Origin of the sequence: Shewanella sp. 1CM18E (assembly GCF_023161665.1) — a bacterium.
Taxonomy (GTDB): Bacteria; Pseudomonadota; Gammaproteobacteria; order Enterobacterales; family Shewanellaceae; genus Shewanella.
In genome coordinates, this window is the sequence record NZ_JALNTW010000030.1 from 1 (window position 1) to 11,394 (window position 11,394).

Sequence of the window (11,394 nt, forward strand, 5' to 3'; positions counted from 1 at the left end):
ATCGAGTAAGTGCCATCATCATTAACGGTGACACCTGTGACGATTTGTACTTTGCCGGCGCTATCGGTGAGCGTGAGGGTCACTGTTGTACCTGGCGCCACGTCAGTTGTGGTGCCCGAAATGTTGGCGGTTTCAGCGTTATCATTAACGGTTAGCGCAACAGTGAGCGCGCCATCAGTGGCGTCCATGTTGTCGGTGGCTTCATCGTTAACGGTGTTGCCATTACGATCTTCTGCGCTAGCGTTAACCGTGATATCACCATCAACCAGGCCTGAGATATCCACGCCATCAATCGAATAAGTACCATCATCATTAACGGTGACACCCGTCACTTGCTGAACATTGCCGGCGCTATCGGTCAGGGTCAGCGTGACTGTGCTGCCCGGTGCCACGTCTGTGGTGGTGCCAGAGATATTGGCGGTTTCAGCGTTATCATCCACTGTCAGCGCAACAGTTAGCGCGCCATCAGTGGCGTCCATGTTGTCAGTATCGCTACCGTTAACGGTGTTGCCATTGCGATCTTCTGCGCTAGCGTTAACCGTGATGTCACCATCAACTAGACCTGAGATATCCACGCCATCAATCGAATAAGTACCATCGGCATTAACGGTGACACCCGTCACTTGCTGCACATTGCCCGCGCTATCGGTGAGCGTGAGGGTCACTGTTGTACCTGGCGCCACGTCTGTGGTGGTGCCTGAGATGTTCGCGGTTTCAGCGTTATCATCCACTGTCAGCGCAACAGTTAGCGCGCCATCAGTGGCGTCCATGTTGTCGGTGGCTTCATCGTTAACGGTGTTGCCATTGCGATCTTCTGCGCTAGCTTCGACTTTGATATCACCATCAACTAGGCCTGAAATATCCACGCCATCAATCGAGTAAGTGCCATCATCATTAACGGTGACACCCGTGACTTGCTGCACGTTGCCTGCGCTGTCGGTTAAGGTCAGCGTGACTGTTGAATCTGGTGCCACGTCAGTTGTGGTGCCCGAGATGTTCGCAGTTTCAGCGTTATCATCCACAGTCAGGGCCACGGTGAGGGCGCCATCAGTGGCGTCCATATTGTCGGTGGCTTCATCGTTAACGGTGTTGCCGTTGCGATCTTCCGCGCTAGCTTCGACTTTGATACCACCATCGACCAGACCTGAAATATCCACGCCATCAATCGAGTAAGTGCCGTCATCATTAACGGTGACCCCCGTGACTTGCTGCACGTTGCCTGCGCTGTCGGTTAAGGTCAGCGTGACTGTTGAATCTGGTGCCACGTCAGTTGTGGTGCCCGAGATGTTCGCAGTTTCAGCGTTATCATCCACAGTCAGGGCCACGGTGAGGGCGCCATCAGTGGCGTCCATATTGTCAGTAGCTTCATCGTTAACGGTGTTGCCATTGCGATCATCTGCGCTAGCTTCGACTTTGATATCACCATCAACCAGGCCTGAGATATCCACGTCATCAATCGAGTAAGTGCCATCATCATTAACGGTGACACCTGTGACGATTTGTACTTTGCCGGCGCTATCGGTCAGGGTCAAAGTGACTGTGCTGCCCGGTGCCACGTCTGTGGTGGTGCCAGAGATATTGGCGGTTTCAGCGTTATCGTTAACGGTGAGCGCAACAGTGAGCGCGCCATCGGTGGCGTCCATGTTGTCGGTGGCTTCATGGTTAACGGTGTTGCCATTGCGATCTTCTGCGCTAGCTTCGACTTTGATATCACCATCGACTAGACCTGAAATATCCACGTCATCAATCGAATAAGTACCATCATCATTAACGGTGACACCCGTCACTTGCTGAACATTGCCGGCGCTATCGGTCAGGGTCAGCGTGACTGTGCTGCCCGGTGCCACGTCTGTGGTGGTGCCAGAGATATTGGCGGTTTCAGCGTTATCATCCACAGTCAGCGCCACGGTGAGGGCGCCGTCAGTGGCGTCCATATTGTCAGTATCGCTACCGTTCACAGCATTGCCGTTGCGATCTTCTGCACTGGCGTTAACCGTGATATCACCATCGACTAGGCCTGAGATATCGACGCCATCAATCGAATAAGTACCATCGGCATTAACGGTGACACCGGTGATATCTTGCGTATTGCCGGCGCTATCGGTGAGCGTGAGAGTCACTGTTGTACCTGGCGCCACGTCAGTTGTGGTGCCCGAGATGTTCGCAGTTTCAGCGTTGTCGTTAACCGTCAGCGCAACAGTTAGGTCGCCATCAGTGGCGTCCATGTTGTCAGTATCGCTACCGTTGACGGTGTTGCCGTTGCGATCTTCTGCGCTGGCGTTAACCGTGATGTCACCATCAACTAGGCCTGAGATATCGACGCCATCAATCGAGTAAGTGCCGTCATCATTAACGGTGACACCCGTGATATCTTGCGTATTGCCGGCGCTATCGGTCAGGGTCAGCGTGACTGTGCTGCCCGGTGCCACGTCAGTTGTGGTGCCTGAGATATTGGCGGTTTCAGCGTTATCGTTAACCGTCAGCGCAACAGTTAGGTCGCCATCAGTGGCGTCCATGTTGTCGGTGGCTTCATCGTTAACGGTGTTGCCATTGCGATCTTCCGCGCTAGCGTTAACCGTGATATCACCATCAACCAGACCTGAGATATCGATGCCACCAATCGAGTAAGTGCCATCATCATTAACGGTCACACCGGTGATATCTTGCGTATTGCCGGCGCTATCGGTGAGCGTGAGAGTCACTGTTGTACCTGGTGCCACGTCAGTTGTGGAGCCAGAGATATTGGCAGTTTCAGCGTTGTCGTTAACGGTGAGATTGATAGTTATATTGCCATCAATTGCGTCTAAGACTGCTGAGTCGCTGCCTGGAGCAGAAGTGTTCCCGGCTTGATCTGTAATCGTAGCAACAACGACTATTTCATTGCCTTCCCCTGGCGAGGGAAGGGTGACATCTACTGAGCCATTATTGATGTCTTCTTGAGTTAGGACTATTTCTGTTCCATTGACTGTTAAAGTATCACCAACTTGGGCGCCAGTGCCTGTTAAGTCGATTGTTGCATTAACATTTGTACCGCCGTTTAATTCTGTTGAATTAATGATGCCGTCATTATCAATATCAGTTGTGATAGTGACTTGCGGAGCACCATCTATAGTTGGAGTAACTTCCAACGTCAACGTGGCCGTTTCACCGGTATTGGTGGTGTAGGTGATAACTGGGACGCTGCCGTTCCAATCTGCATTTGGCGTGAAGGTATAAGAGCCATCTTCATTGATAACTAATGAGCCACCATCAAGCACGACAGTGGTGCCTGCAGCGTAGGTTTCGCCATTGACTTCAAAGCTAGTGACGGTTAAATCGTTATCAACATCTGAGTCATTGTCTAATACATTGCCTGTTGCAACGTCATCTTCTGCAATGGTTTGGCTGTCGTTAGCAACAATACTTGGGTCATCTACTGCGGTCACTTCCAACGTCAGCGTGGCCGTTTCACCGGTATTGGTGGTGTAGGTGATAACTGGGACACTGCCGTTCCAGTCTGCATTTGGGGTGAAGGTATACGAGCCATCTTCGTTGATGACTAATGAGCCACCATCAAGCACGACAGTGGTGCCTGCAGCGTAGGTTTCGCCATTGATTTCAAAGCTAGTAACACTGAGGTCGCTATCAACATCTGAGTCATTGTCTAATACATTACCCGTAGCGATACCGTCTTCAGCGATAGTGTTGCTGTCGTTAGCCACAATACTTGGATCATCTACTGCGGTCACTTCCAACGTCAGCGTGGCCGTTTCACCGGTATTGGTGGTGTAGGTGATAACTGGAACACTGCCGTTCCAGTCTGCATTTGGCGTGAAGGTATAAGAGCCATCTTCATTGATGACTAATGAGCCACCATCAAGCACTACAGTGGTGCCAGCAGCGTAGGTTTCGCCATTGATTTCAAAGCTAGTAACACTGAGGTCGCTATCAACATCTGAGTCGTTAGCTAACACATTGCCTGTTGCAACGCCATCTTCGGCAATGGTTTGGCTGTCATTTGCGACAATACTTGGGTCATCTACTGCGGTCACTTCCAACGTCAATGTGGCAGTTTCACCGGTATTGGTGGTGTAGGTAATAACTGGGACACTGCTGTTCCAATCTGCATTTGGCGTGAAGGTATACGAGCCATCTTCATTGATAACTAATGAGCCACCATCAAGCACGACAGTGGTGCCTGCAGCGTAGGTTTCGCCATTGACTTCAAAGCTAGTGACGGTTAAATCGTTATCAACATCTGAGTCATTGTCTAATACATTGCCTGTTGCAACGTCATCTTCTGCAATGGTTTGGCTGTCGTTAGCAACAATACTTGGGTCATCTACTGCGGTCACTTCCAACGTCAGCGTGGCCGTTTCACCGGTATTGGTGGTGTAGGTGATAACTGGGACACTGCCGTTCCAGTCTGCATTTGGGGTGAAGGTATACGAGCCATCTTCGTTGATGACTAATGAGCCACCATCAAGCACGACAGTGGTGCCTGCAGCGTAGGTTTCGCCATTGATTTCAAAGCTAGTAACACTGAGGTCGCTATCAACATCTGAGTCATTGTCTAATACATTACCCGTAGCGATACCGTCTTCAGCAATGGTCTGGTTGTCGTTAGCCACAATACTTGGATCATCTACTGCGGTCACTTCCAACGTCAGCGTGGCCGTTTCACCGGTATTGGTGGTGTAGGTGATAACTGGAACACTGCCGTTCCAGTCTGCATTTGGCGTGAAGGTATAAGAGCCATCTTCATTGATAACTAATGAGCCACCATCAAGCACGACAGTGGTGCCTGCAGTATAGGTTTCACCGTTCACTTCAAAGCTAGTGACGGTTAAATCGCTATCAACATCTGAGTCGTTAGCTAGCACATTACCCGTAGCGATACCGTCTTCAGCAATGGTTTGGCTGTCGTTAGCCACAATACTTGGGTCATCTACTACGGTCACTTCCAACGTCAACGTGGCAGTTTCACCGGTATTGGTGATGTAGGTAATAACTGGGACACTGCCGTTCCAGTCTGCATTTGGGGTGAAGGTATACGAGCCATCTTCGTTGATGACTAATGAGCCACCATCAAGCACGACAGTGGTGCCTGCAGCGTAGGTTTCGCCATTGATTTCAAAGCTAGTAACACTGAGGTCGCTATCAACATCTGAGTCATTGTCTAATACATTACCCGTAGCGATACCGTCTTCAGCGATAGTGTTGCTGTCGTTAGCCACAATACTTGGATCATCTACTGCGGTCACTTCCAACGTCAGCGTGGCCGTTTCACCGGTATTGGTGGTGTAGGTGATAACTGGGACACTGCCGTTCCAATCTGCATTTGGCGTGAAGGTATAAGAGCCATCTTCATTGATAACTAATGAGCCACCATCAAGCACGATAGTGGTGCCAGCAGTATAGATTTCGCCATTGATTTCAAAGCTAGTAACACTGAGGTCGCTATCAACATCTGAATCATTGTCTAATACATTACCCGTAGCGATACCGTCTTCAGCAATGGTCTGGTTGTCGTTAGCAACAATAGTAGGAGAGTCTAACAAGTCATTGTTATTAGGGTTTAGACTATCGTTAGTATCAATTGTTTGAGTGTTGGCTTGTATATCAGTATCGAAACCGCTTGCTGCAATTGTTTCCGCACCGCCTCTAGCAATTGATACGAGACTTGAGCCACCTTCATTACCACTCTGTCCACCTGCTGCCGTATCTGGACCTTCAGTTGGATCTTCACCTGCGGCAATGAGTGCTTGAATTTCAGCTATTTCACTAAGAGATTCATCTTCTGAATTAAATGGCTCCGAATTTAAAATACTGCCATCGTCATACTGTATTTCGAGGGAGCTATTTTCTGCTAATAGTAAGTTGGTTTCCGCGGGCACGAGATCACCTTGGGTCAATTCTCTCGTGTTACCGTCAATATTTGCTGTAACGGTGCCATTAAGGTTAAGGATATATCCAACCTGAGTTGTAAAAATTGACTTCATTGTTTGGCTCCCTGCGAAAACAAAATATAGCAGTAGTATTATGATGGGTAACTTGTTAGTAACTAATGTTATACAGTTTGAAATATTGGGTCAATTTTTTGACATCAGTCTTCATACTAATTTTTAACGTTTTTTTTGGTGGTAAATATTGGGCTGGGCAGCAATGGAAATGAAACAGCCACTAGATATAGTGGCTGTTATTCAATGCAGGTGCATCAAAGAGATCAAGTTAAACTTTAGACTGATATTATGGTGGGTTTAATCCGTCATCAAATTGATTGTATGGAGGAACGAAAGGCGATGTATTTGGATCAACTATCAAGGCTTCATCATTTATCAGTTGATTAATGATAGTGCTAGCATCTGAAGAGCCATAGATACTCGATAAATCCACTCCATCTAAAACGATAGTCACCCCGTCAGTACCTACTCCGAGACCATCTGCATCAATGGTGATAGTTGTGTCACCGCCACTGAAACTAAATGATAAGAAGTCTTCTAAATTACCATTTTCTTCATCAATTAAAAGATCAGAGAGGTCTAAAGTGTCAATCTGATGATTAAAGCCAAAGACTGTATCAGTACTGCCATCAGCAGAGCTTAGACCCCATTCGAAAAAGTCTCTTTGGTTATCATCGGGGGACAGCAGCTCACCACCATAGAGCTCATCATTGCCGGAACCTCCTACGATAAGATCTCTGCCAATACCACCAATAATGGTATCATTGCCATCGCCGCCAATAAGTACATCATTACCACTTCCGCCATCAAGAGTATCATCTCCTCCTTGTCCAAAGAGGATATCGTTTCCGCTGTCTCCATTTATTGTGTCGTTACCATCATCAACTTGTGATACATCAAATGTTCCATAATTATTAACTATAAAATCATGGATATCGGTATCTTTAACAGCATTAATATTGATGCCTTGGTCGTCAGCTACATACTGCCTAACTGCGTCAATGCCTTGTAAGCCATTACCTAGGAAGTCAGTTAAATCGCCAAAAATGATATCATCTCCAGCACCGCCTGATACGGTGTCATTACCTGGTAAAATATTTGATTGAAGAATTGCATCAGCAAGATCATTAACATCAATATTATTAATCAACGGGGCTGAAGAATCGAACTGCTGTAAGATCGAGGTGTTTATATTTGGTCCTAAACCGATAGCTTCTACATCAGAAATGGCGTTTAACAGTGCGAATGCTGCAAGTGCATTATTGAAGTAACTTCCTGGTTGGCCGTTATCAGTATTTGGCGCACCATCAGTGATAAAGAAGGTGCTATTGTTACCATTAGGATAATTCGAGTTAAACCAATTGTATGCCTCAGTTAGCGCTGCAGAATAGTTTGTTGTTCCTCCGCTTGTCATTGCAGTAAATGCTTGAGCAATTTGGGCCGCTGCATTACCTGTACTGAGATCGATTTCGATTAAAGTATTTGCACTTTGGTCAAAGTCAACGAGTAGTACATTCACAGTGCCGGCACCAGGTTGGTTAGCATTTGCTATTAAGGTATTCAATACAGCTGTTATTTGCTGTTTTGCTGTGGCTACAGCATTAGCTCCCATACTTCCTGAAGAGTCAATTACAAAGGCAAGGTTATAATCATCTCCCGGCATAAACCCTGATACATCACTAACAATGGTGTCATTACCTGTAGTCCCGGTATAAGTATCGTCACCTGGGTTTAAGGTTGCAGTATCAAAGACCCCTATATCTACAGTCGCAGTATCTAATCCGCCATTACCATCGCTAATGGTATAGTTGAAGCTAACCGGATTTGAAGAGTTTCCATTATGAGAGAATGTAAATGACCCATCAGCTTGGACAGTTAATTGTCCACCTGGTAGCGAAACAGTCGCAGAGCCATTTACATAGTTTAGACCGACGCCATTTATTTGAGTAATCGTTAACGTATCTGCATCCCCGTCACTATCTACTCCACTTTCAGTGTCATCAGTAATCATGTTGGCCGTAATGGCTGAGCCTGAATCAAGTTGGTAAGAGTTGTTGAGTGCGTTAGGAAGCGAGTTGTCTGGCGTTAGAGTGATATTAAATTGACCAGTATTATCTTGAGTAAAGACAACTGCGTCGTTATCGCCATCAGTAGCGGAATAACCAAACTCTATATCTATCGGTTCGTTAAATATTAGACCAGTTGATGCAAGGCTTGTTAACTGGAAGTCTTCGCCTGAGACATGGAATATTTCAATAGACATAATTGATAATCCATTGGATTCAAGCTCTTCGATTAACAAAGTAGGTGATATGCTGGTATTAACAACTTTGGTACTACTATCTGAATAGGTGACAATGTATTGAATATCCGCGGAGCCAGTGTGCACTCCGTTATTATTTGTACCTAAATTGATTGCCAACAGTGAGGTTCCATTAGGACCATAGTCTATTTTTATGGATTCGTTATCACTAATAGAAGTTTGCGGTCCAACCCCAACACCATGGCTATTAGCATTTATTTGTGACGAAATACCGTTGGTAAAGCCTGTAATCGTTGATATTACATTTGTAGCTTGTCCGTCTTGGCTATAAATGGTTCCATTTGCATCAACGTAGTAAGCGAAATTATTACCTGCAGGCGCGGAGCCTAAATCATAGTCTATGAGAATTTCTTGATCGACTTTTTGAAGAAGCTCAAATACATAGTCATAGTGGCCATTTTGATCAAGCACAGCGGTGACTGTAAATACGTCTGTTCCACTGGCGCTAGCCGTGAGAGTGTTACCGCTCATTGAATAACTTAAGCTCTGACCATTGTACTGTAAACCTGTTGTTAAGACTTGAAAGCTAACGCTGCCAAATCCATCCGCGCCAGGATCAAATAGATCCCCAGAAACATTGCTACCGATAAGGTGAGGGATAATATTTTGTGCTAATTCATCGACTTCATCTACTGGGGCGTCATCTTCAATGGTTACATCAAAACTAGTTATAACATCTTGAGTACCATCGTTAATCGTTACTCCAAAGTTAAATGTTAGGATGTCCTCTATATCGTTTAATGGATGATCAATGTTTTGCAACAAATTAACGGTGTAAGTCGCTTCAAAGCCAGATAATCCTGCACTTACAGCTCCCATTACTATGGTCATAACAGGTATGCCGTTAGCTGAACCGGTTAATGTGTTGGTATTTGGATCCCAAGCCCAAGTGACCAAAACATTATTGGAATACATATCTGTACTAGGGCCTGAAAGTGATAATGTAAATATATCGCTATTTGGCGCATCGTTATCGGTAAAAGTAATCGTTCCAGTTTCAGTTTTTAGATTAGTTGTATCGGATGGGGTACCTACAGCATCAATAATTCCGTTGTCTAGACCTTCTTCTGAAACAGTAACAGGTGTTGCAGAGACAACCTCTGGAGCGTCATTTCCTCCATTGATGGTTATTGTCACTGTTTCAGTATCGTAGGCCCCATTCGCATCGGTGACGGTGACATCAAAACTGAAGGTGATGCTGTCGCCTTCGGCGAGGAAATCCACCAAGGCATTATCGATATCATAGGTCCAGCCCATGTCATCGTTATCGAGACTAAAGCCATCAATGATGTCACTGATTTGCTGGGCGGTGAGGGCCGCCATGGCTGGGTTTTGCCAATCAATATCGCCGTTATAGCTGGCGCTTAGGGTCAGTACATCATTGTTATCCACATCGAAGGTGGTGATGTCGCCAGTGGCCACGAGGCGATCAGGCTGCACATCAATGCTGTCTTCGGTGATCACCCCATCGATATTGCTGATGGTCAACTCTGGTTGGTCGTTAGTACCGGTAATGGTGATGACCACATCTTGCGTGTCGGTGGCGCCATTGCTGTCGGTTACGGTTACTGTGTAGGTTTCAGTGATGGTTTCGCCGAGGGCTAACTGGTTAACCGGACTGTTGTCATCACTGCTTTCATTGAGGGTGTAAGTCCACACGCCGGTAGCCGAGTTAATACTAAAGCTACCGTAGTTACTGGCCTGCGGCGCAAACGACCACGTCTGCGAATCACCGCTGTCAGGGTCGGTGGCATCTAAATCCCCTTGTACCATGGCAACGCCCGGCTCAGTCGTATTGCCGCCCGGCTGCACACCGGCCTCAATTACTTCACCGGCTTCATCTTCTGGTGACGGGGTAATGACCGGCGCATCGTTGGTGCCGTTAATGGTCATGGTCACGGTTTGGGTAGTAAAGGCCCCATTCGCATCGGTGACGGTGACATCAAAACTGAAGGTGATGCTGTCGCCTTCGGCGAGGAAATTCACCAAGGCATTATCGATATCATAGGTCCAGCCCATGTCATCGTTATCGAGACTAAAGCCATCAATGATGTCACTGATTTGCTGGGCGGTGAGGGCGGCCATGGCTGGGTTTTGCCAATCAATATCACCGTTATAGCTGGCACTTAGAGTGAGCACATCGTTGTTATCGACATCAAAGGTGGTGATGTCACCAGTGGCCACGAGGCGATCAGGCTGCACATCAATGCTGTTTTCGGTGACGCTGCCGGTGTTGGTCACCGTTAGCTCAGGTTGGTCATTGGTACCAGTAATGGTAATGACCACATCTTGCGTATCAGTATCGCCATTGCTGTCGGTCACGGTCACGGTGTAGGTTTCAGTGATGGTTTCACCCAGCGCTAACTGGTTGACCGGACTGTTGTTATCAGTGCTGTCGTTGAGGGTATAGGTCCACACGCCGGTAGCCGAGTTAATACTAAAGCTGCCGTAAACACTGGCCTGCGGGGCAAACGACCAGCTTTGCGTATCACCGCTGTCAGGGTCAGTGGCATCTAAATCCCCTTGTACCATAGCAACGCCTGGCTCAGGCGTGTTGCCGCCCGGCTGCACACCAGCCTCTATCACTTCTCCGGCTTCATCATCAGGTGACGGGGTAATGACCGGCGCATCGTTGGTGCCGTTAATGGTCATGGTCACGGTTTGGGTGGTGAAGGCACCGTTACTGTCGGTGACGGTAACATCAAAACTGAAAGTGATGCTGTCGCCTTCGGCTAAGAAATCCACTAAGGCGTTATCGATATCATAGGTCCAGCCCATGTCATCGTTATCGAGACTAAAGCCTGCTAGTAAATCGGAAACTTGTTGGGCAGTGAGCGCAGCCATGGCTGGGTTTTGCCAATCAATATCGCCGTTATAGCTAGCACTTAAGGTGAGGACATCGTTGTTATCGACATCAAAGGTGGTGATGTCACCGGTGGCAACAAGGCGGTCTGGTGCCACATCAATACTGTCTTCGGTGACGCTACCTGTGTTGGTCACCGTTAGCTCTGGAATGTCATTGGTACCGGTAATGGTGATGACCACATCTTGGGTGTCGGTGGCGCCATTGCTGTCGGTTACGGTTACTGTGTAGGTTTCAGTGATGGTTTCGCCGAGGGCTAACTGGTT

Annotated in this window: 2 protein-coding genes; both read right to left on the bottom strand. The window is 47.3% G+C overall.

Going from position 1 to position 11,394, the window contains the following annotated elements:
* Positions 1 to 5,981: Ig-like domain-containing protein (locus MSG37_RS21165; protein ID WP_248472775.1), on the bottom strand; the 5,981-nt coding region annotated here is incomplete at its 3' end.
* Positions 5,982 to 6,228: 247 nt separating this feature from the next.
* A partial coding sequence (locus tag MSG37_RS21170; protein WP_248472777.1) for a VCBS domain-containing protein occupies positions 6,229 to 11,394 on the bottom strand: 5,166 nt, incomplete at its 5' end.